Source organism: Pseudomonas pseudonitroreducens (assembly GCF_021603645.1).
Taxonomy (GTDB): Bacteria; Pseudomonadota; Gammaproteobacteria; order Pseudomonadales; family Pseudomonadaceae; genus Pseudomonas; species Pseudomonas pseudonitroreducens.
Map to the genome: position 1 here is coordinate 188,137 of NZ_BQHJ01000001.1, position 25,774 is coordinate 213,910.

Annotated in this window: 25 protein-coding genes; 9 read left to right on the forward strand and 16 right to left on the reverse strand. The window is 65.4% G+C overall.

From position 1 onward, the window contains the following. Positions 1–209: 209 nt before the first annotated feature. Together erdR and L6D89_RS00870 are read left to right on the forward strand one after the other, a co-directional pair. A complete protein-coding gene (gene erdR, locus L6D89_RS00865; RefSeq protein ID WP_236173061.1) occupies positions 210–860 on the forward strand; it encodes a response regulator transcription factor ErdR in 651 nt (216 codons plus the stop codon). Between the two features lie 107 nt (positions 861–967). Beyond that, positions 968–1,339, forward strand: a complete 372-nt coding sequence (locus L6D89_RS00870; protein ID WP_024765290.1) for a diacylglycerol kinase — start codon at positions 968–970, stop codon at positions 1,337–1,339. A gap of 92 nt (positions 1,340–1,431) precedes the next feature. Here the strand turns inward: L6D89_RS00870 and L6D89_RS00875 are convergent, their stop codons facing one another. Then, a complete protein-coding gene (locus L6D89_RS00875; RefSeq protein WP_236173060.1) occupies positions 1,432–2,358 on the reverse strand; it encodes a LysR family transcriptional regulator in 927 nt (308 codons plus the stop codon). 223 nt (positions 2,359–2,581) lie between these two features. On the opposite strand from L6D89_RS00875, the gene fpr reads away from it, so the two are divergent. Further along, a complete protein-coding gene (gene fpr, locus L6D89_RS00880; RefSeq protein WP_045210043.1) occupies positions 2,582–3,358 on the forward strand; it encodes a ferredoxin-NADP reductase in 777 nt (258 codons plus the stop codon). Positions 3,359–3,536: 178 nt separating this feature from the next. Here the strand turns inward: fpr and L6D89_RS00885 are convergent, their stop codons facing one another. Continuing rightward, positions 3,537–3,950: a VOC family protein gene (locus L6D89_RS00885; protein WP_169940869.1), complete on the reverse strand. Its 414-nt coding sequence runs from the start codon at positions 3,948–3,950 to the stop codon at positions 3,537–3,539. A gap of 60 nt (positions 3,951–4,010) precedes the next feature. On the opposite strand from L6D89_RS00885, the gene L6D89_RS00890 reads away from it, so the two are divergent. Then, positions 4,011–4,313 (forward strand): heme-binding protein, encoded by a 303-nt coding sequence (locus L6D89_RS00890; RefSeq protein ID WP_236173058.1) that lies wholly within the window; start codon positions 4,011–4,013, stop codon positions 4,311–4,313. An 8-nt stretch (positions 4,314–4,321) separates the two neighbouring features. Here L6D89_RS00890 and tsaA read toward each other — a convergent pair whose 3' ends face one another. Together tsaA and L6D89_RS00900 are read right to left on the reverse strand one after the other, a co-directional pair. Beyond that, a complete protein-coding gene (gene tsaA, locus L6D89_RS00895; RefSeq protein ID WP_236198474.1) occupies positions 4,322–5,020 on the reverse strand; it encodes a tRNA (N6-threonylcarbamoyladenosine(37)-N6)-methyltransferase TrmO in 699 nt (232 codons plus the stop codon). 57 nt (positions 5,021–5,077) lie between these two features. Then, on the reverse strand, positions 5,078–5,851 hold the full coding sequence (locus L6D89_RS00900; protein ID WP_236198475.1) for an SDR family oxidoreductase: 774 nt from the start codon (positions 5,849–5,851) through the stop codon (positions 5,078–5,080). Between the two features lie 173 nt (positions 5,852–6,024). On the opposite strand from L6D89_RS00900, the gene L6D89_RS00905 reads away from it, so the two are divergent. Beyond that, complete coding sequence (locus L6D89_RS00905; RefSeq protein WP_236198476.1) at positions 6,025–7,608, forward strand: ArnT family glycosyltransferase; 1,584 nt, start codon at positions 6,025–6,027, stop codon at positions 7,606–7,608. Here the strand turns inward: L6D89_RS00905 and L6D89_RS00910 are convergent. The 3 genes from L6D89_RS00910 to rimO are packed head-to-tail and all read right to left on the reverse strand — an operon-like array spanning position 7,556 to position 9,769. Further along, positions 7,556–7,924 (reverse strand): DUF2784 domain-containing protein, encoded by a 369-nt coding sequence (locus tag L6D89_RS00910; protein ID WP_236198477.1) that lies wholly within the window; start codon positions 7,922–7,924, stop codon positions 7,556–7,558. The two genes, L6D89_RS00905 and L6D89_RS00910, sit on opposite strands and share 53 nt — an antisense overlap. A 7-nt stretch (positions 7,925–7,931) precedes the next feature. Then, a complete protein-coding gene (locus L6D89_RS00915; protein ID WP_236198478.1) occupies positions 7,932–8,393 on the reverse strand; it encodes a YehS family protein in 462 nt (153 codons plus the stop codon). 53 nt (positions 8,394–8,446) lie between these two features. Beyond that, positions 8,447–9,769, reverse strand: a complete 1,323-nt coding sequence (rimO, locus tag L6D89_RS00920; RefSeq protein WP_236173053.1) for a 30S ribosomal protein S12 methylthiotransferase RimO — start codon at positions 9,767–9,769, stop codon at positions 8,447–8,449. Between the two features lie 244 nt (positions 9,770–10,013). Between rimO and L6D89_RS00925 the strand changes: the two genes are divergently transcribed. Next, positions 10,014–11,918, forward strand: coding sequence for a potassium transporter Kup (locus tag L6D89_RS00925; protein ID WP_236173052.1), 1,905 nt, complete (start codon positions 10,014–10,016; stop codon positions 11,916–11,918). Between the two features lie 226 nt (positions 11,919–12,144). Here the strand turns inward: L6D89_RS00925 and L6D89_RS00930 are convergent, their stop codons facing one another. From L6D89_RS00930 to L6D89_RS00945, 4 genes are all read right to left on the reverse strand, one after another. Beyond that, a complete protein-coding gene (locus L6D89_RS00930) occupies positions 12,145–12,411 on the reverse strand; it encodes a DUF2790 domain-containing protein (RefSeq protein ID WP_236173051.1) in 267 nt (88 codons plus the stop codon). 271 nt (positions 12,412–12,682) lie between these two features. Beyond that, on the reverse strand, positions 12,683–12,913 hold the full coding sequence (locus L6D89_RS00935) for a cbb3-type cytochrome c oxidase subunit 3 (protein ID WP_236198479.1): 231 nt from the start codon (positions 12,911–12,913) through the stop codon (positions 12,683–12,685). 1 nt (position 12,914) lies between these two features. Further along, positions 12,915–14,342 carry a cytochrome-c oxidase, cbb3-type subunit I gene (gene ccoN, locus L6D89_RS00940; protein ID WP_169940076.1) on the reverse strand — a complete coding sequence of 476 codons (1,428 nt, stop codon included), beginning with the start codon at positions 14,340–14,342 and terminating at the stop codon, positions 12,915–12,917. A gap of 150 nt (positions 14,343–14,492) precedes the next feature. Next, positions 14,493–14,927, reverse strand: a complete 435-nt coding sequence (locus tag L6D89_RS00945) for an NUDIX hydrolase (protein ID WP_236198480.1) — start codon at positions 14,925–14,927, stop codon at positions 14,493–14,495. A 120-nt stretch (positions 14,928–15,047) separates the two neighbouring features. Here L6D89_RS00945 and rluB point away from each other — a divergent pair, with 120 nt between their 5' ends. Continuing rightward, positions 15,048–16,469 (forward strand): 23S rRNA pseudouridine(2605) synthase RluB, encoded by a 1,422-nt coding sequence (gene rluB, locus L6D89_RS00950; protein ID WP_236198481.1) that lies wholly within the window; start codon positions 15,048–15,050, stop codon positions 16,467–16,469. A gap of 178 nt (positions 16,470–16,647) precedes the next feature. Here rluB and L6D89_RS00955 read toward each other — a convergent pair whose 3' ends face one another. The 5 genes from L6D89_RS00955 to L6D89_RS00975 all read right to left on the reverse strand — a co-directional run bounded on the left by L6D89_RS00955 (position 16,648) and on the right by L6D89_RS00975 (position 21,533). Next, positions 16,648–17,574, reverse strand: coding sequence for a GGDEF domain-containing protein (locus tag L6D89_RS00955; RefSeq protein ID WP_236198482.1), 927 nt, complete (start codon positions 17,572–17,574; stop codon positions 16,648–16,650). A 266-nt stretch (positions 17,575–17,840) separates the two neighbouring features. Next, positions 17,841–18,584: a YciK family oxidoreductase gene (locus L6D89_RS00960; protein ID WP_236173049.1), complete on the reverse strand. Its 744-nt coding sequence runs from the start codon at positions 18,582–18,584 to the stop codon at positions 17,841–17,843. A gap of 118 nt (positions 18,585–18,702) precedes the next feature. Continuing rightward, a complete protein-coding gene (gene mupP, locus L6D89_RS00965; RefSeq protein WP_236173048.1) occupies positions 18,703–19,380 on the reverse strand; it encodes an N-acetylmuramic acid 6-phosphate phosphatase MupP in 678 nt (225 codons plus the stop codon). Next, positions 19,377–20,075 (reverse strand): bifunctional 2-polyprenyl-6-hydroxyphenol methylase/3-demethylubiquinol 3-O-methyltransferase UbiG, encoded by a 699-nt coding sequence (ubiG, locus tag L6D89_RS00970; protein ID WP_017517979.1) that lies wholly within the window; start codon positions 20,073–20,075, stop codon positions 19,377–19,379. Before ubiG ends, mupP begins: the two co-directional genes overlap by 4 nt. Before the next feature lie 132 nt (positions 20,076–20,207). Further along, entirely contained in the window at positions 20,208–21,533 is a 1,326-nt protein-coding gene (locus tag L6D89_RS00975) for a TRZ/ATZ family hydrolase (RefSeq protein WP_236198483.1), read from the reverse strand. 155 nt (positions 21,534–21,688) lie between these two features. On the opposite strand from L6D89_RS00975, the gene mtnA reads away from it, so the two are divergent. Together mtnA and gyrA are read left to right on the forward strand one after the other, a co-directional pair. Next, positions 21,689–22,765 carry an S-methyl-5-thioribose-1-phosphate isomerase gene (gene mtnA, locus L6D89_RS00980; RefSeq protein ID WP_236173046.1) on the forward strand — a complete coding sequence of 359 codons (1,077 nt, stop codon included), beginning with the start codon at positions 21,689–21,691 and terminating at the stop codon, positions 22,763–22,765. A 233-nt stretch (positions 22,766–22,998) separates the two neighbouring features. Beyond that, positions 22,999–25,773: a DNA gyrase subunit A gene (gene gyrA, locus L6D89_RS00985; protein ID WP_236198484.1), complete on the forward strand. Its 2,775-nt coding sequence runs from the start codon at positions 22,999–23,001 to the stop codon at positions 25,771–25,773. The last annotated feature ends 1 nt before the right edge of the window (position 25,774 follow it).

Below are 25,774 nucleotides of genomic sequence, written 5' to 3' on the forward strand. Positions count from 1 at the left end.
TGGAAAGGGGCGCGGACTGTCGGCGGGCACAGTGGCAAGGGCGTTCAGGCCACGCTGTAAGTACTGTCCGGCGATGTATTCGCGGCGGACACCAGGGCTGGTCTTTGCGTACAATGCGTCGAGTAGTGCTCTATCCGTGCTCCGACCTTTCCTGCGCAAGTCTGGCTGTTATCCACGGCGGACTTCGGCGCGGCCTTCAAGGAAAATTCATGGCTTCCTACGAGATCCTGATCGCTGACGATCACCCGCTGTTCCGCAGTGCCCTGCACCAGGCCCTGACCATTGGTCTCGGCCCCGAGGCGCGACTGTCGGAGGCCGCGAGTATCGCGGAGCTGGAGGCGCGCCTGAACGAGAAGGCCGACTGGGACCTGGTGCTGCTGGACCTGAATATGCCCGGCGCCTACGGCTTCTCCGGGCTGGTGCTGCTGCGCGGGCAGTACCCGCAGATTCCGGTGGTGATGGTCTCCGCCCAGGAAGACGCCGCCGTGGTGCAGCGCTCCCGCGAGTTCGGCGCCAGTGGTTTCATTCCCAAGTCCAGCGAACTGAGCGTGCTGCAGCAGGCTGTGCGCGCGGTGCTCGATGGCGATGTCTGGTGGCCGCCGCAGGTGGACGCGGTGACCGAGATGAGCGAAGACGTGCGCGCCGCCAGCGCCGGTCTGGCCAGCCTCACTCCGCAGCAGTTCCGCGTGCTGACCATGGTCTGCGAAGGCCTGTTGAACAAGCAGATCGCCTTCGAGCTGAGCGTTTCCGAAGCCACGGTGAAGGCCCACGTGACGGCGATCTTCCGCAAGCTGAATGTGCGCACCCGCACCCAGGCGGCGCTGCTGCTGGCGCAGATGGAATCGGTGCCGGGGGCCTGAGGCCGTCACAACCCGGATCAGAGGCTGTCACATTCTGTAATGGCCTTGACTCCTTTTTGACGATCGCTGGTATAGAGTGCCGCGACCTTTGCCTGTGAGAACCACACGTGTCCGCCTCCCCCTTCAAGGGCCAGACCGGCCTGAAACGCATCTTCAACGCCGCCGGCTACTCCCTGGCCGGTTTCGCCGCCGCCTTCAAGGGTGAAGCGGCCTTCCGCCAACTGGTGCTGATCAACGTCATCCTGATCCCGCTGTCGTTCTTCTGCGACGTGACCCGTGGCGAGCGTGCGCTGATGATCGCAGTGTGTCTGCTGGCGCTGATCGTCGAACTGCTCAACTCTGCCATCGAGGCGGTGGTGGATCGCGTCTCGCTGGAACGCCATCCCCTCTCGAAGAACGCCAAGGACATGGGCAGTGCGGCCCAGTTCGTCGCGCTGACCATCATCACCGTGACCTGGGCGGGCATCCTGCTCGGCTGACGGCCTGTAGGAGCTCGCTCGCGAACCGCCTGACACGGTTGTCGCCGGCGTGAAGCGTTCGCGAGCAAGCTCGCTCCTACTAAAAGCCCAACTCAGGGAATCATCGGCAGGACGATATCGTCGCTGCGCGTCACCCCGGCGGTTTCGCTGCGGCACAGTTCGAGGAACTCGCGCATGGTCGCGGTCTGGTACTTCTGCCGGTGCCAGATGAAGTAGAACTGCCGACGCAGGTCCAGGTCCGGGGTTTCCACCGGCACCAGGCTGCCGCGGCGGAACGCGTCGCGCAGGGCCAGGCGCGAGATGCAGCCGATCCCCAATCCCGACTCCACCGCGCGCTTGATCGCCTCGGTGTGCTCCAGCTCCAGCCGTACGTTCAGCGGTTCCACGTGGTGGCGCATGGCCTGGTCGAAGGTCAGGCGCGTGCCCGAGCCCTGTTCCCGCAGGATCCAGGCTTCCTCCGTCAGCCGCTCCAGGCTCGCGCGGCCTTCACGGGCGAGCGGATGTTGCGGTGCGCAGAACACCACCAGTTCGTCTTCCATCCACGGCTGCACCTCGATGTCCGGGTGCTGGCAGTCGCCCTCGATCAGCCCCAGGTCCAGTTCGTAGTGCGCCACGCGCTGCACCACGTGGGCGGTGTTGTGCACATGCAGGCGCACCCGGCAGTCGGGCTGGCGCTGCATGAAGGTGCCGATCAGCAAGGTGGCGAGGTAGTTGCCGATGGTCAGCGTGGCGCCCAGGTCCAGCGAGCCGAAGGCACTCTTGCCGTTGAGCATGTTCTCGATCTCGCTGCCGCGGTCGAGCAGGGCCACGGCCTGGGGTAGCAACTGGCGGCCAAGGGCGTTGAGGGTCAGGCGCTTGCCGGAGCGGTCGAACAGCTTGCAGTCGAACTGTCGCTCCAGCTCGCCCAGCGCCGTGCTGGTGGCCGATTGCGACATGGACAGCCCGGCAGCGGCGCGGGAGACGCTTTCCTGCTGGGCGACGGCGACGAAGACTTCGAGCTGGCGCAGGGTGAATTTCATGGGCGATGGCTCCGAAAAGGCTGCGCGACATTTCGTCGCCCCGGTGCTGAAATGCCCGGAAGGTATCCTTTTGCGGCGACATGATGCGGCCTTATCTGCGTTTTGGATTAGCAATATCCAGATAATTTATTTTGCGGATATTGTCGCCGCCTATAAAATGTCGCGCAATTGCGCTACGTCCGGGATCTGCTGGGGTGCGCCACGTTTCTCCTAGGAGTCCTTGATGAGCAACCTGTACACCGAGCGCGTTCTCAGCGTGCACCACTGGAACGACACCCTCTTCAGCTTCAAGACCACCCGTAACCCGGGTCTGCGCTTCAAGACCGGTCAGTTCGTGATGATCGGCCTGGAAGTCAACGGTCGTCCGCTGATGCGCGCGTACAGTATCGCCAGCCCGAACTACGAAGAGCACCTGGAGTTCTTCAGCATCAAGGTCCCGGACGGTCCGCTGACTTCGCGCCTGCAGCACCTGAAGGAAGGCGACGAGCTGATGGTCAGCCGCAAGCCCACCGGCACCCTGGTGCTGGACGACCTCAAGCCCGGCAAGCACCTGTACCTGCTGAGCACCGGCACCGGCATGGCGCCGTTCCTCTCGGTGATCCAGGACCCGGAAGTCTATGAGCGCTTCGAGAAGGTCATCCTGGTCCATGGCGTGCGTTGGGTCAGCGAGCTGGCCTACGCGGACTTCATCACCAAGGTTCTGCCGGAGCACGAGTACTTCGGCGACATGGTGAAAGAGAAGCTGATCTATTGCCCGCTGGTGACCCGTGAAGAGTTCCACAGCATGGGCCGCCAGACCGACCTGATGCGCAGCGGCAAGCTGTTCGCCGACATCGGCCTGCCGCCGATGAACCCGCAGGACGACCGCGCGATGATCTGCGGCAGCCCGAGCATGCTCGACGAGACCAGCGAAGTGCTGAACGGCTTCGGCCTGCAGATCTCCCCGCGCATGGGCGAGCCCGGCGACTACCTGATCGAGCGCGCCTTCGTCGAGAAGTAAGCCGAGCAGTCAGCAGCGCCGTTCAAACCAAGAACGCCGCGATTCCCCAAGGGATCGCGGCGTTTTTTGTGCCTGGATTCCACCCTGAGAGGCGGCTCTTTGTAGGAGCGAGCTTGCTCGCGAACCTGCAAGGCACGGAGCGTCTGCGTTCGCGAGCAAGCTCGCTCCTACAGGTGCCTCATGCCAGGCGCTGGCCGGACACCGCCGGGTGATACAGCGGCTGCACCTTGTTCCCCGCCGGGTCCAGCAGGTGGAAGCTGCGCGCGCCGTCGCCATGGTCGAAGGGGCGGTCCAGCAGCGTCACGCCGCGTGCCTTGAAGTATTGGTACCAGGCTTCCAGCTCTTCCACGCTGTCCACCACGAAACCGTAGTGATCCATGGTCTGCAGCCCGTTGGCGGCACCGAAGCCGCGGCCCAGCGAGAGGTTGTCGTTGCCGCAGGTGAGGTACACCAGGTCCTCGTTGGCACGGTTCAGCACTTCCATGCCGAGCACATCGACGTAGAAGCGCTCGCACTCTTCCAGGTTCGGCACCAGCAGGGCTAGATGGCGCAGGCCGTTGAGGCGACCGGGGCGGGCGGGGAGATCGGACATGGACGTGGTTCCTTTTTTGTATACAATTTGATTTTAAATTTAAAACAAAAGGAGCGCCCTGTGTACAGTCTGTTCATCAAGACCCGTGTGAAGCCCGGCACCGCCGAGGATTTTCTCCACGCCATCAAGGCCAACGCTGCCGCTTCCGTGTCCAGCGAGCCGGGCTGCCTGGTCTTCGATGTGTCCCAGGATCGCCTCGATCCGGACGTGATCTACCTCTACGAGATCTACCGCGACGACGCGGCCTACGAGGCGCACACGCAGACCGCGCACTTCCGCGACAGCCGCCCGCTGGTGGAGCCGCTGATCGTCGAGCAGGAGTGTTTCGAGAGCGACGTGATCGCCCTCAACCCGGTGGACTGAGGCAGGTTTCAGTCGGCGGCGCGCTGCACGTCCAACACGCAGATTTCGCCGTCGGTGGGGTAGTGCCAGTGCACATCCAGGTCCCACAGGCGCACGCCGTAGCGGCGCTCGGGCGGCGGCTTCTGGTAGGCCGGGCGCGGGTCCTGGGCGAGGCACTGTTCGACCAGTTCGCGTACCGGCTGGCCAAGACGCAGGCCGTGTTCATGGGCCTGGCGCAGGGCTTCGTCGTTCCAGTGCACGGCGATGGGGGCGGGCGGGGCGTCGGCGATGGCGTTGCGTGCATCGACCACGATGTCCGCGTAGGGCACGTACGGCTTGATGTCGATTACCGGCGTGCCATCGAGCAGGTCGATGCCGGACAGCCAGAGCCGGCCGGGCTCGACCTTTTCCAGCTTCACCACGGATTGGCCGAGGCCGTTGGGGCGGTGGGTGGCGCGGGTGGCGAAGACGCCCATCGACTGGTTGCCGCCCAGGCGCGGCGGGCGCACCTTCAGCCGTGGCTTGTCTTCCAGCGCCTGGTGGAAGAGGAAGATCAGCCAGACGTGGCTGACCTGCTCCAGGCCCTCCACCGCGTCGCCCGTGTCGAACGGCGGCAGCAGTTGCAGTACGCCGGTCGCGGCCGGAGCCAGTTGCGGCTGGCGCGGGATGGCGAACTTCTCCTTGAAGCAGGAGCGGACGTAGCCGATGGGCGAGAGGGTGTGGGACATGGCGGCACAGGCTGTTGCAGGGGCCGCCATGGTACCTGATTCCCTTTGCAGCGGGCTTCAGCCGAGGTGGAAGCCACCATCGATGGGGATGATGTTGCCGGTCATGTAGGCGCCGGCGGCGCTGGCCAGGCTGATTGCCAGGGCGGCCATTTCCTCTTCACGACCCCAGCGGCGCATGGGGATCACGGCGGTATCCTCGGCCATGGCCTGCTCATCGTTGGCGATGTGGCGGGTCATCTTGCTGGGGAAGCGACCGGGGGCGATGACGTTGACGTTGATGTGGTCTTGCACCAGTTCGCGGGCAAGCATGCGCGACAGCTGGTGCAGCGCGGCTTTGCTCGGACCATAGGCATAGGCGTTCTCGCCGTGGGAGGTGACGCCGGCCACCGAGCCGATGTTGATCACCCGCGCCGGGCTCTGCGCGCTGCCGGCCTTCTTCAGCAGTGGCAGCAGTTGCTGGATGCAGCTGAACACGGCCGTGACGTTGAGCTGCATGACCTTTTCCCAGCCCGCGGCCGGGTAGCTTTCCAGCGGCGCGCCCCAGGTGGTACCGGCGTTGTTCACCAGGATGTCGAGGTGGTCCAGGCGCTCGTTCAGCTCCAGGGCCAGGGCACGGGCGCCTTCCTCGGTGGCGAGGTTGGCCGGCAGGCCGATGCACTCGCCGTACTGCGACAGTTCGGCAGCAGTATCGGCGCAGGCGGCGCCGTCACGGGCGCAGATGATCACTTTGGCGCCGGCTTCGAGCAGGCCCTGGGCGATCATCCGGCCGATGCCGCGGGTGCCGCCGGTGACCAGCGCGGTCCGTCCGGCAAGGGAAAAGTACGGGTGCATGAGCCTCTCCTGGCTGGTTTTTCGCCACACCCTAGCGGGATCGCCGAGGCACTCCGAGCACTATCCAATCGGGAAATGCCGGCGCATTACGCGATGGCTGCATTTTCTTAACCTGCACATAACCATCGCTGCCCTAGTGTCCCGCGCACGTTCGAGAGGCCGGGGGCTGGGTGATGCTGGGTTGGAGCAAAGATCGCAAGGCGTTGGCGCTATTGCTGGGCGTCACGCTGGTGTTGCTGCTGTTCGGGCTGGGCTGGCGCGAGGTCTGGGGCCCGGAGGTGCGCTGGGCAGATATCTCGCTGCAGATGCTGCAGTCGGGCGACTACTTCGATCCCTACTTGCGCGGCGCGCCGTATTACGACAAGCCACTGCTGTCCTACTGGCTGATTACCGCGCCGGCCAGCCTGTTCGGTCTCAATCACTGGACGCTGCGCCTCAGCACCGTGCTGGCCGGGCTGGGCAGCATCTGGCTGACCTGGTGGCTGGGCGAGCGCCTGCTGCGCAAGGGCACGGGTGTGCTGGCCGGCTGGCTGCTGGCAACCACCTTCTACTTCCTGTTCTGGGCGCGGGTGGCGACGGCGGACATGCTCACGGTGTTCGGCGTGCTGGCGGCGCTGGCCTGGTACTGGCGTGACCCGGAGGACACGCGATTCAGGAGCTACCTGGGGTTCTTCCTGATCCTGTCGCTGACCTCGCTGTGCAAGGGGCTGATCGGCTTCGTCCTGCCGGGGCTGGTGCTGCTGCCGCACCTGCTCAGCGAGGGGCGCTGGCGCCGACATTTGAACCTGCGGCTGTTGGCGGCGCTGGTGGTGGCCGGCGGCGTGTATGCGATTCCCTTCGTGCTGTCGCACTTCTATGGCCAGCCCAGCTATGGCGAGAGCGGACTGGCACTGGTATTCCGCGAGAACGTGGTGCGCTTCTTCCAGCCCTTCGACCACGAGGGGCCGATCTATACCTACCTGCTTTACCTTCCCGCCTACACGCTGCCCTGGGCGCCGTTATGGGTACTTGGCCTGTGGTTCGCAGCGCGCCGCAGGAAGCAACTGCAGCCCAATGCGCGCTGGCTGGTCTGGGCGTTGCTGCTGCTGTTCGCGTTCTTCACTGCCAGCGGTGGCCGGCGCAGTTACTACGTGCTTCCGCTGGTGCCGTTCGCGCAATTGCTGGGTGCGTGGTGGGTGATCGAGCGGCGGCATGAGCGCGGGCTCGCCGGCCTGGGGCGCGCCTGGCCGCGGGTGGTGGGGGCGGGCGCAGGCGTGATGCTGCTGGTGCTGGGCGTGGCCTATCCGTGGAGCAATGGCGGCGGCGGGGTTCCGCTGTTCGCCGGGGAGGTGCGCGCCGCGGCGGAGCAGGTCGCGCCCTGGTCGCAGTGGCGGGTGCTGATTCTCGGCGATGACGACGCACGTCTGCCGATGTACCTGGAGCGTCGTGGCGAACGGCAAGCGCATCCGTTCCTCTATATCCACTCCGGTTATCCACAGGGCGACAGCGACGCTCTGTTCGCCTGGCTGCGCCAGCGTACCGGCGAGGACTGGGACCCGGCGCGCACGCTGATCATTTCCCAGGTGACGCACGACGGCGCACAGCCGCTGAACTGGCTGACGGCAGATCACCGGCTGATCGAATCGAAGCTCAATAATGGCCAGCGCCTGGGCCACGCGAAGAACAAGGAAGCAAGCCTGGCCTACCTGCCGATGGGCCAGTCGCTCAGCGCGAGCGCAGTGCCCGGCGCAGCAGAAGCAGGTAAGGCGGCAGATTGACCGCCACCACCACCAGGCCGAGAACGACCTGGGTCGCCTCGGTCAGGCCGGCGGGGTAGATCAGCGGGATCAGGTAATGCTCGATGAAGCCGCCGCTGTAGCCGTGGTCGCCGGCCAGGGTGCGGACGTGATTCTCCAGCGGCGTGAGCGGGCAATAGAGGTGGAGGAATTCCACTGCCATGCCCCAGGCCGCCGCCGGCAGGTGCAGCCAGGCCAGGCGCGGCCAGCGCAACACCAGCAGGCCGCCGAGCAGCACGAAGAGGATGAAGCCCAGATGGAACAGGACAACGGCGTCGGCTGCCAGGCGATAGAGCATGTCGATCTCAGCGCTGCTGGCGCTGCGTCAGGCCCTTGAGGAAGTTGCGCAGCAACTGGTCGCCACAGGGGCGGTAGTTGTTGTGGCCGGGCTTGCGGAACAGCGCGCCCAGTTCCGTCTTGGTGACGATGAAGCTGACGCTGTCGAGAATCGCCAGGATGTCGTCGTCGCGCAGCTCGAAGGCCACGCGCAGTTTCTTCAGGGTGATGTTGTTGGTCAGCGGCAGTTCCACCGGCGGCAGCGGGCGCGATTCGTCGCGGCCACGGCGATACACGATCAGGCCGTCGAGAAAGTGCGCCAGCACGCGGTCGCTGCACGGCTTGAAGTCCGGTTCGTCGTCGCGGGCGAGGAAGGCGCCGACCTCTTCGGTGCTGAGGTTGAAACCGGCCAGCGCGGTGATCTCGGCGACCTGCGCATCGCGGATGTCCAGCAGGTAGCGCAGGCTGCGCAGTACGTCGTTGTTGGTCATGGGCTTTCCAATAGCAGAAATGAAAAGCCCCGCATCAGCGGGGCTTTTGCGGATCAGACCAGTTCGGCCCAGAGGTCGTACTCGTCGGCGTCGGTGATGCGCACACGCACCTTGTCGCCCGGCTTCACGTCGAAGCTGTCGATGTACACGGCGCCGTCGATTTCCGGGGCGTCGGCGTAAGAGCGGCCGACCGCGCCTTCGTCATCCACTTCGTCGATCAGCACGTCGATTTCCTTGCCGATCTTCAGCTGCAGGCGGGCGGCGGAAATGGCCTGCTGGTGCGCCATGAAGCGCTCCCAGCGGTCCTGTTTCACATCGTCCGGCACCACGTCCAGGCCCAGGTCGTTGGCCGGAGCGCCTTCCACCGGGGAGTACTGGAAGCAGCCAACGCGGTCGAGCTGGGCTTCGGTCAGCCAGTCCAGCAGGTACTGGAAGTCTTCCTCGGTCTCGCCGGGGAAGCCGACGATGAAGGTCGAGCGGATGGTCAGCTCAGGGCAGATCTCGCGCCACTTCTTGATGCGCGCCAGGGTCTTGTCCTCGAAGGCGGGGCGCTTCATGGACTTGAGCACTTTCGGGCTGGCGTGCTGGAAGGGGATATCCAGGTAGGGCAGCAGCTTGCCCTCGGCCATCAGCGGAATTACATCATCGACGTTGGGGTACGGATAGACGTAGTGCAAGCGAACCCACACGCCCATCGAGGAGAGCGCCTGGCACAGCTCCAGCATGCGGGTCTTCACCGGCTGGCCGTCCCAGAAATCCATCTTGTACTTCAGGTCCACGCCGTAGGCGCTGGTGTCCTGGGAGATCACCAGCAGTTCCTTCACGCCGGCTTTCACCAGGCGCTGGGCTTCGCTGAGCACGTCGCCCACCGGGCGGCTGACCAGCTTGCCGCGCATCGACGGGATGATGCAGAAGCTGCAGCTGTGGTTGCAGCCTTCGGAAATCTTCAGGTAGGCGTAGTGGCGCGGGGTCAGCTTGATGCCTTGCGGCGGCACCAGGTCGATCAGCGGGTTGTGCTCGGCCTTGGGCGGGATCACCTCGTGGACGGCATTCACCACTTGCTCGTACTGTTGCGGGCCGGTGACGGCCAGCACGCTGGGGTGCACGTCGCGGATGCTGTCTTCGGCGACACCCATGCAACCGGTGACGATCACCTTGCCGTTCTCGGCGATGGCTTCACCGATGGCGTCCAGGGATTCGGCCTTGGCGCTGTCGATGAAGCCGCAGGTGTTCACCACCACCACGTCTGCGTCCTGGTAGGTGGGGACGATTTCGTACCCTTCCATGCGCAGTTGGGTGAGGATGCGTTCGGAATCGACAGTCGCTTTCGGGCATCCGAGCGAGACGAATCCTACTTTGGGTGTGGCGGTGGACATGTGCGGCTAACCTCGAAGGGCGCGCTGGCGGCGCCTCTGATCAAAAAGTGCGCAATTCTAGCGGCGTCCCGCGCACTTGACCAGCCTCTCTGGGACAAGCTGTCGCACGCCGCCGGACGGCCCGGTTCGCCCGGTAATTCCGGGCAACAGGCTCTATAGTCATTCAGAACCATCGAACCCGGCTCTTGCATCGACGAAAGGGTCGGAGCAGGATGCGCCGAATTTTTTTGAGGAATTTTGTTACATGTCCGATGCAAGCGCCGGCACCGTTGAGCATGAGCAGCCCCATTCCAGCTCCGCCGTCGGCCTGATGGTCGGTGCCGTGGGCGTGTGCTACGGCGATATCGGCACCAGCCCGCTGTATACCCTCAAGGAAGTGTTCGTCGGCGGATACGGCGTGCAGGCCAACCACGATGGTGTTCTGGGTGTGCTGTCGCTGATCTTCTGGTCGCTGATCTGGGTGGTGTCGATCAAGTACGTGATCTTCGTGCTGCGCGCCGACAACCAGGGCGAGGGCGGGGTGATGGCCCTTTCCGCGCTGGCTCGTCGCGCCGCCACCGGCCGCCACAAGCTGCAGGCAATGGTGGTGATCGCCGGCCTGATCGGCGCGGCGCTCTTCTATGGCGACAGCATGATCACCCCGGCGATCTCGGTGCTGTCCGCCATCGAAGGCCTGGAGATCGCCTTCGACGGCCTGGAGCACTGGGTCGTACCGCTGTCGCTGATCGTGCTGGTCGGTCTGTTCCTGATCCAGAAGCACGGTACCGCACGCATCGGCATCCTCTTCGGCCCGGTGATGGTGGCCTGGTTCCTCGCCCTGGCCGCATTGGGCATCTATGGCGTGGCCCAGCAACCCGAAGTGCTGAAGGCGATGAACCCGGGCTGGGCGGTCAACTTCTTCATCTCCCATCCGGGCATTGGCGTGGCGATCCTCGGCGCCACCGTGCTGGCGCTGACCGGTGCCGAGGCGCTCTATGCCGACATGGGCCACTTTGGCCGCAAGCCCATCGCCCGCGCCTGGTTCGCCCTGGTGCTGCCGGCATTGGTGCTCAACTACTTCGGCCAGGGTGCGACCATCCTGGTCAACGCCGAAGCGGCGCGTAACCCCTTCTACCTGACGGCGCCGAGCTGGGCGCTGGTGCCCCTGGTGGCGCTGTCCACCGCGGCCACGGTGATTGCTTCGCAGGCGGTGATTTCCGGGGCCTTCTCCCTGACCCGCCAGGCCATCCAGCTCGGCTACGTGCCGCGCATGGTGATCCAGCACACCTCCAGCCACGAGCAGGGGCAGATCTACATCGGCATGGTGAACTGGGCGCTGATGGTCGGCGTGGTGCTGCTGGTGCTGGGCTTCGAATCCTCCGCTGCACTGGCCTCGGCCTACGGCGTGGCGGTAACCGGCACCATGCTGATGACCACCCTGCTGATGGGCGTGGTGATCTGGCTGATGTGGAAGTGGCCGCTGTGGCTGGCGATCCCGTTCTTCCTGATGATGCTGTTCGTCGACACCCTGTTCTTCGCCGCCAACCTGCCCAAGGTCGTCCAGGGCGGTGCCTTCCCGGTGATCGCCGGTATCGGCCTGTTCATCCTGATGACCACCTGGAAGCGCGGCCGCCAACTGCTGGTGGATCGCCTGGACGAAGGTTCGTTGCCGCTGCCGCTGTTCATTTCCAGCATCCGCTCGCAGCCGCCGCACCGTGTGCAGGGCACCGCGGTGTTCCTCACCGCGCGCACCGACGCCGTGCCCCACGCGCTGTTGCACAACCTCCTGCACAACCAGGTGCTGCACGAGCAGGTCGTCCTGCTCACCGTGGTCAACGAAGACAGCCCGCGGGTTGCCCCGGACCGCCGCTTCGAGGTGGACGCCTACGGCGAGGGCTTCTTCCGCGTGGTGCTGCACTTCGGCTTCATCGAGGACCCGGACATTCCGCAGGCGCTTAAGCTGTGCCACCTCAACGAGCTGGACTTCAGCCCGATGCGCACCACGTACTTCCTCAGCCGCGAGACGGTCATCCCCTCGAAGCTGATCGGCATGGCGCGCTGGCGCGAGGCGCTGTTCGCCTTCCTGCTGAAGAATGCCAACGGCAACCTGCGCTACTTCAACCTGCCGCTGAACCGGGTGATCGAGTTGGGGACGCAGGTGGAAATCTGATCTGCCGATGCAGGAAAAAGCGCGCCATTGGGCGCGCTTTTTCGTTGGCGCGACGTACACCTCGTAGGAGCGAGCTTGCTCGCGAACCCGCCCAGCGCTGGTGCTGCCGGGGAATCCGTTCGCGAGCAAGCTCGCTCCTGCATGTGGACTCTGGATCGCCCCCCGGCCGCCACCACTGGCTCGCGGGGTTTGGCCAAGACGGCAGGGAGGCGATGTTCGCTGGCGGTCAGCCCTGGCTGGTGCTGCCGCCCCATTCGAGGAAGCGGACCTTGTGGGTCTGGCCTTCGTGATCCTGGTAGACCATGTACGCCGGCACGATGCCGACCTTGCCGGAGTTGTCGGTGCGGTGCAGGACCTTGTCGACGTCCAGGGACATGCCGTAGTGGTATTCGGTGGCCGGCAGATCGGCGCCGGGGTTCTTGATTGCGTCCTGGGCAAAAGCCATCGGGGCGAGGCTGGAGATGACAGCCGACACGACAGAGGCAAGCTTCATTCTTTATTCCCTCGATAAAACGCTCGGTGAAGGACCCGGTCAGGGATCCTTGAGTGGGATGGAAAGCCCCACCGGGGAGCACTGGCATCGATGATGTCTGTCCTGGGGTCCAGACAGGACAGGGGACGATGCTTCAGGCGTCCATCAGGTGGCGGGGCACGGGAGTGATATTCCTCCTCGTGGTCGCCGCCGGGAAATTGATGTGCTTGCTAATGAAAATTGACGAGGGTGATGTGGCGCTCTGTCGCAGGTACGCCCGCAAAGTGCCGCGCTAGGGCTGCCAGTCGCGCCAGTGCTCGCAGTCGCCGCGGCACTGGCCGGGGCAGGCGCAGCCAGTTCGGCTGCGCCCGGTGGCTTTCTCCATGCGCCGGGCCGCGTCGTCGTCATCGGCGAAGGGCAGCATGCTGGCCACTTCGATGCCGCGCTGGCGGTGCGCCCGCAGGCTCCAGCCGACGCCGAAGTACAGCGCCAGCAGGCCGATCAGTCCCAGCCACAGCGTCATCTCAGACCATCCGCTCGGCGACGCGCATGGCTTCCGGGCGCGCCTGGCGCACGGTGACCCAGGTGTTCCAGGCCATCAGCAGCATGCCGCTGAGGAACATCAGCCCGCCGGTCATCCGCACCACGAAGCCGGGATGGCTGGCCTGCAGTGCCTCGACGAAGGAGTAGGTAAGTGTGCCGTCGGCGTTCACCGCCCGCCACATCAGGCCCTGGGTGATGCCATTGACCCACATCGAGGCGATGTAGAGGACTGTGCCGATGGTGGCCAGCCAGAAGTGAGCGTTGATCAGACCGATGCTGTGCATCTGTTCGCGACCGAAGACCTTGGGAATCAGGTGATAGAGCGAGCCGATGGAAATCATCGCCACCCAGCCCAGTGCGCCGGCATGGACGTGGCCGATGGTCCAGTCAGTGTAGTGAGACAGGGCGTTGACGGTCTTGATCGCCATCATGGGGCCCTCGAAGGTCGACATGCCGTAGAACGCCAGGGAGACCACGAGGAAGCGCAGGATCGGGTCGGTGCGCAACTTATGCCAGGCGCCGGAGAGGGTCATCATGCCGTTGATCATCCCGCCCCAGCTCGGCGCCAGGAGGATCAGCGACATCACCATGCCCAGGCTCTGCGCCCAGTCGGGCAGGGCGGTGTAGTGCAGATGGTGAGGGCCGGCCCAGATGTACAGGGTGATCAGCGCCCAGAAGTGGACGATGGACAGCCGGTAGGAATACACCGGGCGCCCGGCCTGCTTGGGCACGAAGTAGTACATCATCCCGAGGAATCCGGTGGTGAGGAAGAAGCCCACCGCGTTGTGCCCGTACCACCACTGCACCATGGCGTCGGTGGCGCCGGAGTAGACCGGGTAGGACTTGAACCAGTCCACCGGAATGGCCAGGTGGTTGACGATGTGCAGCATTGCCGTGACCAGGATGAAGGCGGCGAAGAACCAGTTGCCCACATAGATGTGCGGCGTCTTGCGCTTCATCAGCGTGCCGAAGAACACCACCGCGTAGGCGACCCAGACAATCGCCATCCACACCGCGCCGGTGAACTCGATCTCGGCGTATTCCTTGGTGGTGGTGTAGCCCAGCGGCAGGCTGATCATCATTACCACGATCAGTGCCTGCCAGCCCCAGAAGGTGAAGGCTGCGAGACTGTCGGAAAACAGCCGCGTCTGGCAGGTGCGTTGCACCGTGTAGTAGCTGGTGGCGAATAGCGCGCAACCGCCGAAGGCGAAGATCACCAGGCTGGTGTGCAGCGGGCGCAGGCGCCCGAAACTGGTCCACGGCAGGTCCAGGTTCAGTTGCGGCCAGACCAGTTGGGAGGCGATCAGTACCCCCATGGCCATGCCGACGACGCCCCAGACCACCGTCATGATGGCGAATTGGCGAACCACCTTGTAGTTGTACGCCTGCTCCGTGCTTCTCGTGTTCATGCTGGATTCCCGCTTGTGACAGAACGTCCGGGCGCACCACTGGTGGAAAACCAGGGCGCTCCGGTGAGCGGGCAATCTAGGAAAATGCGGGCGGGGGAAACAGATTCAGATGGGCTGCTCAAATGCGTATCAGCGGCCCGGCGCGCGGATTCAGGCGATGTCCATACGCCCTGCGAGGAAATGCCGCAGGCGTTCCTGCAGGTAACCCACCGCCTGTTCCTCGGCGAGGTATTCGCTGACGCGCATCAGGCGCCAGTACTGGCCTTCATCGCCGAAACGGATGGCCTCGAACTCCGCCTGCTGCAGCCGCGCCACCAGGAACCAGGCCCAGGGCGCCGGGCCGTGGGTGGCGGGGTAGCGGCGCTGCCATTCGATGCGTTGTTCGTCCAGGCGCAGGGAGAATTCCTCCTCCAACTCGCGCAGCGCGCATTGCGCCGGAGTTTCGCCGGCCTCGCGGCCGCCGCCGGGGAAGTCCCAGCAGCCGGGGTAGGGAATGCCAGGCTTGTCGTCGCGCTTGTAGACCACCAGTTGGCCGGCGTGGAACAGCGCGAGCTTGGCGCCGGTGAAGTCGTCTTCGTGCTGCATGGCTTCATTCCCCTGTAAGTCGACTAGTCTTTCCCGACTGCGGGCGGTGCTTTGCCGCGCACAAGCGCGTATGATGCGCGACCTTTTTCTTCGTTGCACGACACACCGGGAGGTGCCGAGATGAACGACCAGCACGAAAACACCGAACTGACCCCCGCTCCGGAAGGCGAAAAGCTGCAGAAGGTCCTGGCCCGCATGGGCGTGGGCTCGCGCCGCGACGTCGAGGCCTGGATCGAGGAAGGCCGGGTCAAGGTCAATGGCGCCGTTGCCACCCTTGGCCAGCGCGTGGGCGACCGCGATGCCATCGCCGTCGATGACCGCCTGCTCAAGCGCGAGAAGATCGAAGAGCATGTGCGCCGCGTCCTGATCTACAACAAGCCCGAGGGCGAAGTCTGCACCCGCGACGATCCGGAAGGCCGTCCGACCGTGTTCGACCGCCTGCCGCGCCTGCGCAGTGGCCGCTGGATCAACGTCGGCCGCCTGGACATCAATACCACCGGTCTGCTGATGTTCACCACCGACGGTGAACTGGCCAACCGCCTGATGCACCCGTCCTACGAGATGGACCGCGAATACGCTGTGCGCGTGCGCGGCGAAGTCGACGAAGAGATGATCGAACGCCTGAAAGCCGGCGTGATGCTCGAAGACGGCCCTGCCAAGTTCAGCGACATCCAGGAAGCGCCCGGCGGCGAAGGCTTCAACCACTGGTACCACGTGGTGGTAATGGAAGGCCGTAACCGCGAGGTTCGTCGCCTGTGGGAATCCCAGGGCGTGATCGTCAGCCGCCTGAAGCGCGTGCGCTTCGGACCGGTGTTCCTGACCTCCGAGCTGACCATGGGGCGCTACCGTGAAATGGGCCAGCGCGAGCTGGACATCCTCAGCGAGGAAGTCGGCCTGACCCCGGTCGCCCTGCCGGCCGTTTCCACCAAGACGAAGGAAAAGGTCGAGCGCCAGGAGCGCAAGCTCGGCAAGAAGCTCGCGCCCAGCGAGCGTCCCGGCCGTGGTTCGCGCACCCGCACCGAGCGCGCCGAAGGCGAGCGTCCGCAGCGCGCTCCGCGCCCGGCGGCTGGTGAGCGTCCGGCTCGTGCCCCGCGTGATGGTGATGAGCGTCCGGCGCGCGCACCGCGCGACAGCGCTGACCGTCCGGCCCGCGCTCCGCGTGATACCGGTGATCGTCCGGCCCGTGGCCCGCGCAGCGATTCCGCTGACAGCCGTGCCCCGCGCAAGCCGCGTGATGCGGGTGGTGAGCGTCCTGCTCGCGCTCCGCGTGATGCCGGTGACCGCCCGGCCCGTGGCCCGCGTAGCGATTCGGCCGACAGCCGCGCCCCGCGCAAGCCGCGCGACGGTGCTGATCGTCCGGCCCGTGGCCCGCGCAGCGATGCCGGTGAAGGCCGCGCGCCGCGCAAGGCGCCGAGCGACCGTCCGGCGCGTGAGAAGGGTGCCCCGCTGGCTGAGCGTCCCGGCAAGCCGGTGCGCAAGCCGATCGCCAAGCGCCGCCCGCAGGCTGCCGGTGACGGCATGCGCCCGGGCTTCAAGCGTTAAGCGTCAGCGCTAAAGAAAAAGGGCTCCTCGGAGCCCTTTTTTCTTGCCTGCGATTTACCGGAAGTCTTCTGTAGGAGCGAGGGGGACGCCTAGTTATTGCTCGCGAACCCGCTTGACGCCAGAGCTGCCGGGAAATCCGTTCGCGAGCAAGCTCGCTCCTACAGGGGCTTTTGCTGGTTCAGCTGGCGCAGGCCAGGCGGTTGCGGCCGTCGCGCTTGGCTTCGTAAAGCGCGCTGTCGGCGCGGCGCAGGAGATCGTCCACCGACTCGCCGCCATTGAGCGTCGCGCAGCCCAGGCTGATCGACAGCGGCAAGCGCTTGCCGCCGGCGGCCAGGTTCAGCTCCTCCACGGCAGTGCGCAGCCGTTCGCCCACCTGCACCGCGGCGGCGCCGGGGGTATTGGAGAGCAGTACGAGGAATTCCTCACCGCCGAAGCGGAACACCATGTCGACGTTGCGCAGGCTGTTCTTCAGCGCCGTGGCCACGGCGCGCAAGGCGTCGTCGCCGACGCTGTGGCCGTGCTCGTCGTTGATCAGTTTGAAATGGTCGAGGTCGAGCATGAGGATCGACAGCGGCAGCAGATGGCGTCGCGCGACTTCGACCTCGCGGCCCAGGGTCTGGTCCATGGCAATGCGGTTGCCGGTGCCGGTCAGCGCGTCGCGCAGCGCCGACTGTACGGCCGCGCGATAGAGCAGGGCGTTGCGCAGTGGGTAGAGCAGGCAGGCCATCAGCGACTCAAGCTGTGCAAGTTCACCTTCGGAGAAGCGTTGCGCGCGGCGGAAGCTGATTTCGCCGAGGTATTCGCTGGCGTGGGTCAGGCGGTAGTCGGCGCAATGCTTGGCTGCTTCGCCGAACTCCAGGCGCAGGTCGGCGCCAGCGTGGAAATAGGCCAGGTACTCCACCGGCAGCATCTGCTGGATCTCGCGGAAGAACACCGCAAGGATGCGGTCAGCCTCCAGGCTCACCTGCAATTGCAGGTTCAGCTGCTGGCGCAGTTCCAGCAGGTCCAGCGGGCTCCGCGAAAGAGTGCGGCTGTCCTGGCTGGCTGCGCGCTGGAGCTTGGCAGCATCGAAATCGATGGTGTTGGACTGCTTGGGAGGAACCATGGCGGTGACCATTTTTACGGCGTTTGCAGGGACAGAGCGATTTCCGTGCCAGGGCGCGGAAAGGCCTGAAAAGACGCGGTATTGACCGACCGATGGTGGTCAGGGTTCCCGGAGGGAGGAAGGTTTCGCCAGAAGTCTGGCGAAATAGTGGCACTTTGCCGGAGGGGAAGGTGCGATGGAGCCAGAAAAATGGCGGGAGGCGGCGTCGTTGCTGGGCTGCAGGTCGACGCCGCTGGTACGTCAGTACCGCATGTGCGAGGTCGAAATCAGTCCTGCGCGTTGAAAGCCTGGCCGTTCACGCCCTTGCTGTCCGGGCCCATCAGGTATAGGTAGACCGGCATGATGTCTTCGGGCAGCGGATTGTTGAAGGCGTTCTCGCCAGGGTAGGCGTGGGCGCGCATCGCGGTGCGGGTGGCGCCGGGGTTGACGCTGTTGGCACGTACGCGGGTGATGTCCTCGCACTCGTCCGCCAGCACCTGCATCAGGCCCTCGGTGGCGAACTTCGACACGGCGTAGGCGCCCCAGTAGGCGCGACCCTTGCGCCCGACACTGCTGGAGGTGAAGACCACCGAGGCATCCTCGGAGAGCTTGAGCAGTGGCAGCAGGGTGTGGGTGAGGCTGAACATGGCGTTGACGTTCACCTGCATGACGCGGGTGAAGTTGTCGGTGGAAATCTGCTCGATGGGTGAACGCAGGCCGAGGATCGAGGCGTTGTGCAGCAGGCCGTCGAGCTTGCCGAACTCCTGCTCGACCATGGCCGCCAGCTCGTCGTACTGGTGCGGCAGGGTAGTTTCCAGGTTCAGCGGGATGACCACCGGTTCCGGGTGGCCGGCGGCAACGATCAGGTCATAGACCTCGTTGAGGTAGTCTTCGGTCTTGCCCAGCAGCAATACGGTGGCGCCGTGGGCGGCGAAGGCCAGCGAGGCGGCCCGGCCGATACCGCGGCCGGCGCCGGTCACCAGGATCACGCGACCCTTGAGCAGGTCGGGGCGGGCGGAATAATCGAACATGGGGGCTCCTTCGGAGGGCTGCAGGCTTTAGGCTTTAGGCTTTAGGCTTCAGGCTGCAGGTTTATAGAAAATACGGGACATCATTCTGGCCTGCCGCCTGCCGCCTGCCGCCGCTGCGCTAGCAGCTGCAGAGCGCGCGGTCGAGAACCGCCAGCAGGTCGCGGGGATGGTCGACGATGACGTCGGCGCCCCAGTGCGCAGGGTTGTCGTCCGGGTGGATGTAGCCGTAGCGCACCGCCGCGGTCTTGGTCCCGGCGGCACGGCCCGATTCGATGTCGCGCAGGTCGTCACCGATGAACAGTACTTCGGACGGGTCGATATTCAGCTGGCTGCAGGCCAGCAGGAGCATTTCCGGGTCCGGCTTGCTCTTCGTCACGTGGTCCGGGCAGACCAGTACCGCGGAACGCTCGGCCAGGCCCAGCTGTTCCATGATCGGCGCGGCGAAGCGCACCGGCTTGTTGGTCACCACCCCCCAGATCAGGCGCGAGCGCTCGATGCTTTCGAGCAGTTCCGCCATGCCGTCATAGGGGCGGGTGAAGACGGCGCAATGCTCCTGGTAGCGGTCGAGGAACTCCTGGCGCAGGGGCTCGAAGCCAGGCGCTTCCGGGTCCATGTCGAAGGTCGCGGCGACCATGGCGCGGGCGCCGCCGGAGACCACGTCCTGGATGCGCTGGTCGTCGATCGGTGCACGGCCGTGGGCGACGAGCATCGCCTGGCACACGGCGATGAAGTCCGGTGCGGTGTCCAGCAGGGTGCCGTCCATGTCGAAGAGAACCGCTCTGAGCATGCGATTCACTCCTCCCGCAGGGTCTGGATCATGTAGTTGACGTCGACGTCGTTGGCCAGCTTGTAGTGCTTGGTCAGCGGGTTGTAGGTCAGGCCGATGATGTCCTTGACTGCCAGGCCGGCATCACGCGACCAGGCGCCCAGCTCGGAGGGGCGGATGAATTTCTTGAAATCGTGTGTGCCGCGCGGCAGCAGGCGCATCACATATTCCGCACCGACGATGGCGAACAGGTAGGCCTTCGGGTTGCGGTTGATGGTGGAGAAGAACACCTGGCCGCCGGGCTTGACCATCCTGTAGCAGGCGCGGATCACCGAGGCCGGGTCCGGCACGTGCTCGAGCATTTCCAGGCAGGTCACCACGTCGAACTGCTCGGGCATCTCCTCGGCCAGTTCTTCGGCGGTGATGCGGCGGTATTCCACCGGCACGCCGGACTCCAGCTGGTGCAACTGGGCGACCGCCAGGGGCGCTTCACCCATGTCGATTCCCGTGACGGTGGCGCCGCGCTGGGCCATGGCTTCGCTGAGGATGCCGCCACCACAGCCGACGTCGAGCACCTTCTTGCCGGCGAGGCTGACGCGCTCGTCGATCCAGTTGACCCGCAGCGGGTTGATGTCGTGCAGGGGCTTGAACTCGCTTTCGCGGTCCCACCAGCGGTGGGCGAGGGCCTCGAATTTGGCGATCTCGGCGTGGTCGACGTTGCTCATGGTGTCCCTATTGATCAAAAAGCCGGAAACGAAGACTGACTATGATGCCAGCTTCATGGAATGGATGGGGCGCGGCATGACAGATTGTCGCAGCGGCGGCCCGAGCCGGCGCTGCGAAAGCAGGGCCAGGGCTCAGGCGCCGGCGATCCTGCGACCCCACTCGCCGGCCACGGCTATCAGTCGTTCTTCGTCCAGGCGGGTGAGCTTGCCGTTGTCCAGCAGTTGCTTGCCGCCGACCCAGACGTGGCGCACGCAGTCGCGGCCGCTGGCATAGATCAGCTGGGAAACTGGCTCGTACACCGGTTGCTGGGCCAGACCAGAGAGGTCGAAAGCCGTGAGGTCAGCGGACTTGCCCAGCTCCAGGCTGCCGGTTTCCTGCTCCATGCCCAGCGCGCGGGCGCCGTTCAGGGTGGCCATGCGCAGGGCGCGGTGGGCGTCCAGCGCGGTGGCCTGGCCGGCCACGGCCTTGGCCAGCAGGGCGGCGGTGCGTGTTTCGCCGAGCAGGTCGAGGTCATTGTTGCTGGCCGCGCCGTCGGTGCCGATGGCGACGTTGACACCGGCCTGCCACAGGCGCTCCACCGGGCAGAAGCCGCTGGCCAGCTTGAGGTTGGATTCCGGGCAGTGCACCACCGAGCTGTTGGTTTCCACCAGCATGGCCAGGTCCTCGTCGTTCACCTGGGTCATGTGCACAGCCTGGAAGCGCGGGCCGAGCAGGCCCAGGCGGTGCAGGCGGGCCAGTGGGCGTTCGGCGTGCTTCTCCAGCGCCTGCTGGACTTCGAAGGCGGTCTCGTGGACGTGCATATGAATGCCGGCGTCCAGTTCCTCGGCGAGCATCAGGATATTTTCCAGCTTGTCGTCGCTGACCGTGTAGGGCGCGTGCGGGCCGAAGGCGACCTTGATGCGTGGGTGGTGCTTGAGGTCGTCGCGCAGCGCCAGGCCCTGGCGGATGGCGTCATCGGCATCGCGGGCGCCGGGCACCGGGAAGTCCAGCACGGGCACGCTGATCTGCGCGCGAACCCCGGCCTTGTGCACGACCTCACAGGCAACCTGCGGGAAGAAGTACATGTCCGAGAAGCAGGTGATGCCGCCCTTGAGCTGTTCGGCGATGGCCAGCTCCGTGCCGTCGCGGACGAAGTCCTCGCCGACCCACTTGGCCTCCGCCGGCCAGATGTGCTCCTGCAGCCAGGTCATCAGCGCGAGGTCGTCCGCCAGGCCGCGGAACAGGCTCATTGCCGCGTGGCCGTGGGCATTGATCAGGCCCGGGGAGAGCAGCATGCCCGGCAGCTCGCGGGTCTCCGTCGCGGGGTGGCGCAAGGCTTCGTCACGCGGGGCGAGCAGGGCGATGCGGCCATCGCGGATGCCCAGGCCATGATCGCGCAGGACGATGCCGGCGGGCTCCACGGGGACGATCCAGGTGGGGAAGAGCAGCAGGTCGAGCGGGACTTTGGCGGTGGGCATGAAGCGCATCCTGGGCGCGATGATAAAGGGCCCGAGTATAGCCGAGCGCCACCGCCACAGGCTCGGTATACTCGGCTGTTTTCCCCGCCTGGGCGGGGCGATGTCCTGGGGGCCGGGATAGGCCCGCGATTCCATTCGAATTGAAGAGGTGTTCCATGCGTGAGCGACTGTTGGCGGCCGAACGGGTAACGGCCATTGATTGGCGCAAGGGCACTCTCCGACTGCTGGACCAGCGCCTGCTGCCGCTGGAGGAAACCTGGCTGTCCTATGAGACCGCCGACGGCGTTGCCGATGCCATCCGCCAGATGGTCGTGCGCGGCGCGCCGGCCATCGGTATTGCCGCTGCCTACGGCCTGGTGCTGGGGTTGCGCGCCCGCGTGGCCGCCGGCGGCGACTGGCGCACGGCGCTGGAAGAAGACTTCACCGTGCTGGCCGAGTCGCGGCCGACGGCGGTCAACCTGTTCTGGGCGCTGAATCGCATGCGCGACCGCCTGGAGCGCCTGAAGCCCGGTGAAGACCCTCTGCCGCTGCTGGAGGCCGAGGCCGTGGCGATCCACGAAAGCGACCGCGAGGCCAATCTGACCATGGCCCAGCTGGGCGTGGACCTGATCCGCAAACACCACGGCGGCCCGCAGAAGATCCTCACCCACTGCAACACCGGCGCCCTGGCCACCGGCGGCTTCGGCACCGCCTTGGGCGTACTGCGCGCGGCGCATCTGGAAGGGCTGATCGAACGCGTCTACGCCGACGAAACCCGCCCCTGGCTGCAGGGTGCGCGCCTCACCGCCTGGGAACTGGCGAACGAGGGCGTACCGGTCACTCTGAATGCGGACGCCGCCGCAGCGCACCTGATGAAGACCGAAAGCATCACCTGGGTCATCGTCGGTGCCGACCGCATTACCGCCAACGGCGACGTGGCCAACAAGATCGGCACCTACCAGCTGGCGGTGAACGCCATGCACCACGGGGTACGCTTCATGGTGGTGGCGCCCAGTTCGACCATCGACATGGGGCTGGAAAGCGGCGAGGACATCCCGATCGAAGAGCGCGACGGTCGCGAACTCCTGGAAATCGGCGGCAAACGCATCGCCGCTGACGTGGATGCCTATAACCCGGTGTTCGATGTGACTCCCGCGGACCTGATCGATGCCATCGTGACCGAACGCGGTGTCGTCGAGCGTCCGGACACCGAGCGCATGGCCCAGCTGATGAGCCGCAAGCGCCTGCATTGACGGGGCCTGCGGCAATTCATCGAGGGGCTTGGGCGAGGGTAGGGTTTGACCCTGGCTTGTGGTAAGCTCCGACGGTTCTTGATGGGGCATTTTTCCGGCCCCCACAGCATCGCGGATCAACGGCCAAGTCGTTGATTTGTAGAGAGTCGGTGGCGCTTTGATAGCGCACCGCGCTCCGCCAGGCCCAGGACGGGCATGACGGAGACCCATTTGAAAAAGGAACCAGGCTTCTCATGGGCGAACTGGCCAAAGAAATCCTCCCGGTCAACATCGAAGACGAACTCCGACAGTCCTACCTCGATTACGCCATGAGCGTGATCGTCGGTCGTGCCCTGCCCGATGCACGCGATGGCTTGAAGCCCGTGCACCGCCGCGTCCTGTACGCCATGAGCGAACTGGGCAACGACTGGAACAAGCCCTACAAGAAATCCGCCCGTGTGGTCGGTGACGTGATCGGTAAGTACCACCCGCACGGCGACACCGCGGTGTACGACACCATCGTCCGCATGGCCCAGCCCTTCTCGCTGCGCTACATGCTGGTCGACGGCCAGGGCAACTTCGGTTCGGTGGACGGCGACAACGCCGCGGCCATGCGATACACCGAAGTGCGCATGTCCAAGCTGGCCCACGAGCTGCTGGCCGACCTGGACAAGGAAACCGTCGACTGGGTGCCCAACTACGACGGCACCGAGCAGATCCCGGCGGTCATGCCGACCAAGATCCCGAACCTGCTGGTCAACGGTTCCAGCGGCATCGCCGTGGGCATGGCGACCAACATTCCGCCGCACAACCTCACCGAGGTGATCGACGGCTGCCTGGCGCTGATGGACAACCCCGAGTTGTCCATCGACGACCTGATGCAGTACATCCCCGGCCCGGACTTCCCGACCGCCGGCATCATCAACGGCCGTGCGGGCATCATCGAGGCCTATCGCACCGGTCGTGGCCGCATCTATATCCGTGCCCGCGCCACCATCGAGGACATGGAGAAGGGCGGCAACCGCCAGCAGATCATCATCACCGAGCTGCCCTACCAGTTGAACAAGGCCCGCCTGATCGAGAAGATCGCCGAGCTGGTGAAAGAGAAGAAGATCGAAGGCATCACCGAGCTGCGTGACGAGTCCGACAAGGACGGCATGCGCGTGGTCATCGAGCTGCGCCGCGGCGAAGTGGGCGAGGTCGTGCTCAACAACCTCTACGCCCAGACCCAGCTGCAGAGCGTCTTCGGCATCAACGTGGTGGCCCTGGTCGATGGCCAGCCGCGCACGATGAACCTCAAGGACATGCTCGAGGTGTTCATCCGTCACCGCCGTGAAGTGGTGACCCGCCGGACCGTCTACGAACTGCGCAAGGCCCGCGAGCGCGGCCACATCCTCGAAGGCCAGGCGGTCGCCCTGTCGAACATCGACCCGGTGATCGAGCTGATCAAGACCTCGCCGACCCCGGCCGAGGCCAAGGAGCGCCTGATCGCCACCGGCTGGGAATCCAGCGCGGTGGAAGCCATGGTCGAGCGCGCTGGCGCCGACGCCTGCCGTCCGGAAGACCTGGACCCGCAGTACGGCCTGCGTGACGGCAAGTACTTCCTGTCGCCGGAACAGGCCCAGGCCATCCTGGAACTGCGCCTGCACCGCCTGACCGGCCTGGAGCACGAGAAGCTCCTGTCCGAGTACCAGGAAATCCTCACCCTGATCGGCGAGCTGATCCGCATCCTGACCAACCCCGAGCGCCTGATGGAAGTCATCCGCGAGGAGCTGGAGAAGGTCAAGGCCGAGTTCGGCGATGCCCGCCGCACCGAGATCGTCGCGTCGCAGATGGACCTGACCATCGCCGACCTGATCACCGAAGAAGAGCGCGTGGTCACCATCTCCCACGGCGGCTACGCCAAGTCCCAGCCGCTGGCCGCCTACGAGGCCCAGCGTCGCGGTGGCAAAGGCAAGTCGGCCAGTGGCGTGAAGGACGAGGACTACATCGAACACCTGCTGGTCGCCAACAGCCATGCCACCCTGCTGCTGTTCTCCAGCAAAGGCAAGGTCTACTGGCTGCGCACCTTCGAGATTCCGGAAGCCTCGCGTACCGCTCGTGGCCGTCCGCTGGTGAACCTGCTGCCGCTGGACGAAGGCGAGCGCATCACCGCGATGCTGCAGATCGACCTGGAAGCCGTGCGCGCCCAGTTCGCCGGTGACGAGAACGACGATGACGACGTGGTCGCCGAGCAGGTCGCCGAAGTGGTGGAAGCCGAAGAGGCCGAAGAGGGCGACGACGCCGACTTCAGCCAGGACGAGCCGACCGGCGCGTACATCTTCATGGCCACCATGAAAGGCACCGTGAAGAAGACCCCGCTGATCCAGTTCACCAAGCCGCGTTCCAACGGCCTGATCGCCCTGAAGCTGGAAGAGGGCGATTCGCTGATCGCCGCCGCCATCACCGACGGTTCGAAGGACGTGATGATGTTCTCCGACGCCGGCAAGGTGATCCGCTTCAAGGAAAGCAAGGTGCGCATCATGGGCCGTAACGCCCGTGGCGTGCGCGGCATGCGCCTGGGCGAAGGCCAGCGGATCATTTCCATGCTGATTCCCGAGTGCCGCGAAGCGCAGATTCTCAGTGCCTCCGAGCGCGGTTACGGCAAGCGCACCCCGCTGGCCGACTACCCGCGTCGCGGTCGTGGCGGCCAGGGCGTGATCGCCATGGTGATCAACGAGCGTAACGGCAACCTGGTAGGCGCCGTGCAGGTGCTGGACGGCGAGGAGATCATGCTGATCTCCGACCAGGGCACCCTGGTGCGTACCCGTGTCGACGAAGTTCGCGGCGCTGGCCGTAACACCCAGGGCGTGATCCTCATCAAGCTGGCTGCCGACGAAACCGTCGTAGGCCTGGAGCGGGTGCAGGAGCCGACTGTCGTGGAAGACGACGTCATCGATGGCGAGATCGTCGACGGCGAAGTGGCGGACGAGAACCAAGAAGCAGGCGAAGCTGCGGCTGAAGAAGCCCCGCAGGCCAGCGAAGACTGAT

Excerpts from the sequence above, each read along its gene's own strand:
- erdR (WP_236173061.1), top strand. The coding sequence starts at position 210 with ATGGCTTCCTACGAGATCCTGATCGCTGACGATCACCCGCTGTTCCGC.
- L6D89_RS00875 (WP_236173060.1), bottom strand. The coding sequence starts at position 2,358 with ATGAAATTCACCCTGCGCCAGCTCGAAGTCTTCGTCGCCGTCGCCCAG.
- fpr (WP_045210043.1), top strand. The coding sequence starts at position 2,582 with ATGAGCAACCTGTACACCGAGCGCGTTCTCAGCGTGCACCACTGGAAC.
- L6D89_RS00885 (WP_169940869.1), bottom strand. The coding sequence starts at position 3,950 with ATGTCCGATCTCCCCGCCCGCCCCGGTCGCCTCAACGGCCTGCGCCAT.
- tsaA (WP_236198474.1), bottom strand. The coding sequence starts at position 5,020 with ATGTCCCACACCCTCTCGCCCATCGGCTACGTCCGCTCCTGCTTCAAG.
- L6D89_RS00900 (WP_236198475.1), bottom strand. The coding sequence starts at position 5,851 with ATGCACCCGTACTTTTCCCTTGCCGGACGGACCGCGCTGGTCACCGGC.
- L6D89_RS00905 (WP_236198476.1), top strand. The coding sequence starts at position 6,025 with ATGCTGGGTTGGAGCAAAGATCGCAAGGCGTTGGCGCTATTGCTGGGC.
- L6D89_RS00910 (WP_236198477.1), bottom strand. The coding sequence starts at position 7,924 with ATGCTCTATCGCCTGGCAGCCGACGCCGTTGTCCTGTTCCATCTGGGC.
- L6D89_RS00915 (WP_236198478.1), bottom strand. The coding sequence starts at position 8,393 with ATGACCAACAACGACGTACTGCGCAGCCTGCGCTACCTGCTGGACATC.
- rimO (WP_236173053.1), bottom strand. The coding sequence starts at position 9,769 with ATGTCCACCGCCACACCCAAAGTAGGATTCGTCTCGCTCGGATGCCCG.
- L6D89_RS00925 (WP_236173052.1), top strand. The coding sequence starts at position 10,014 with ATGTCCGATGCAAGCGCCGGCACCGTTGAGCATGAGCAGCCCCATTCC.
- L6D89_RS00930 (WP_236173051.1), bottom strand. The coding sequence starts at position 12,411 with ATGAAGCTTGCCTCTGTCGTGTCGGCTGTCATCTCCAGCCTCGCCCCG.
- L6D89_RS00935 (WP_236198479.1), bottom strand. The coding sequence starts at position 12,913 with ATGACGCTGTGGCTGGGACTGATCGGCCTGCTGGCGCTGTACTTCGGC.
- ccoN (WP_169940076.1), bottom strand. The coding sequence starts at position 14,342 with ATGAACACGAGAAGCACGGAGCAGGCGTACAACTACAAGGTGGTTCGC.
- L6D89_RS00945 (WP_236198480.1), bottom strand. The coding sequence starts at position 14,927 with ATGCAGCACGAAGACGACTTCACCGGCGCCAAGCTCGCGCTGTTCCAC.
- rluB (WP_236198481.1), top strand. The coding sequence starts at position 15,048 with ATGAACGACCAGCACGAAAACACCGAACTGACCCCCGCTCCGGAAGGC.
- L6D89_RS00955 (WP_236198482.1), bottom strand. The coding sequence starts at position 17,574 with ATGGTTCCTCCCAAGCAGTCCAACACCATCGATTTCGATGCTGCCAAG.
- L6D89_RS00960 (WP_236173049.1), bottom strand. The coding sequence starts at position 18,584 with ATGTTCGATTATTCCGCCCGCCCCGACCTGCTCAAGGGTCGCGTGATC.
- ubiG (WP_017517979.1), bottom strand. The coding sequence starts at position 20,075 with ATGAGCAACGTCGACCACGCCGAGATCGCCAAATTCGAGGCCCTCGCC.
- L6D89_RS00975 (WP_236198483.1), bottom strand. The coding sequence starts at position 21,533 with ATGCCCACCGCCAAAGTCCCGCTCGACCTGCTGCTCTTCCCCACCTGG.
- mtnA (WP_236173046.1), top strand. The coding sequence starts at position 21,689 with ATGCGTGAGCGACTGTTGGCGGCCGAACGGGTAACGGCCATTGATTGG.
- gyrA (WP_236198484.1), top strand. The coding sequence starts at position 22,999 with ATGGGCGAACTGGCCAAAGAAATCCTCCCGGTCAACATCGAAGACGAA.